An 843-nucleotide genomic window follows, 5' to 3' on the forward strand; every position below is an offset into this window, starting at 1 on the left:
AATTTAAATTGAACAGGATAACTCGCATCTGCCTCTTGAGTAACCAATACCTGTTTCCCAAGTTCTTGAAACGCACTGAGAGAAGTTCTTATATTCGTTTTACTTGGAACTCAAAAACTAGTAGCCAGGGACTCATATACAACTTAACCAGCAAAATAAGCGTGAACAACTTTTCGCTTGAATCCTTCATCATATTTGACCACAAAAAAACACCTCAAAAGTTAGATTTGGTGGTCTAACTTTCGGGGTGCAGTACAAAAACGGTCCTTTTTTTAATGATTTATTTGTGATATATATTTGACTTATAACCAACCTCGTTCATATTGAACAGGGGATTTAATTTCTGTACGCAATTCTTTAGCTGCACGGTAAGCCCAGTAAGGATCGCGAAGCAATTCTCGTGCAAGGAAAATTAAGTCTGCACGGTCATTTTTCAAGATTTCTTCTGCTTGTAGGGGTGAAGTGATCATACCGACTGCCCCAGTGGCGATTGGTGTATCATGTTTAATCGTTTCAGAGAACTTCACTTGATACCCTGGGTAAGAATCAATCTTAGCAGGGACATTAGCACCTGAACTCACATCGACTAAATCTACGTCTTGTTCTTTCATCCATTTTGTCATCGTAACAAAACCTTCTGGAGTTAATCCACCTTCAGTGTATTCGAAAGCAGAAATACGAACGAATAATGGACCTTCCCAAATAGTACGAACTGCATCAATAATTTCACGTAGCATGCGGTAACGATTCTCTTCGCTGCCACCATATTCATCCGTGCGTTTATTCGTTAATGGAGATAAGAATTCATTAATTAAATAACCATGGGCGCCATGTAGTTCAATA

The 843-nt window shown here is 38.8% G+C and carries 1 protein-coding gene; it reads right to left on the bottom strand.

The annotated features are described in order from the left end of the window. Window positions 1-302 precede the first annotated feature (302 nt). On the bottom strand, window positions 303-843 hold a 541-nt coding region (locus AC1DOS_RS20375), incomplete at its 5' end, for an oxidoreductase (protein WP_477538944.1).

The sequence above is a fragment of the Paenisporosarcina sp. P5_A11 genome, assembly GCF_056400705.1.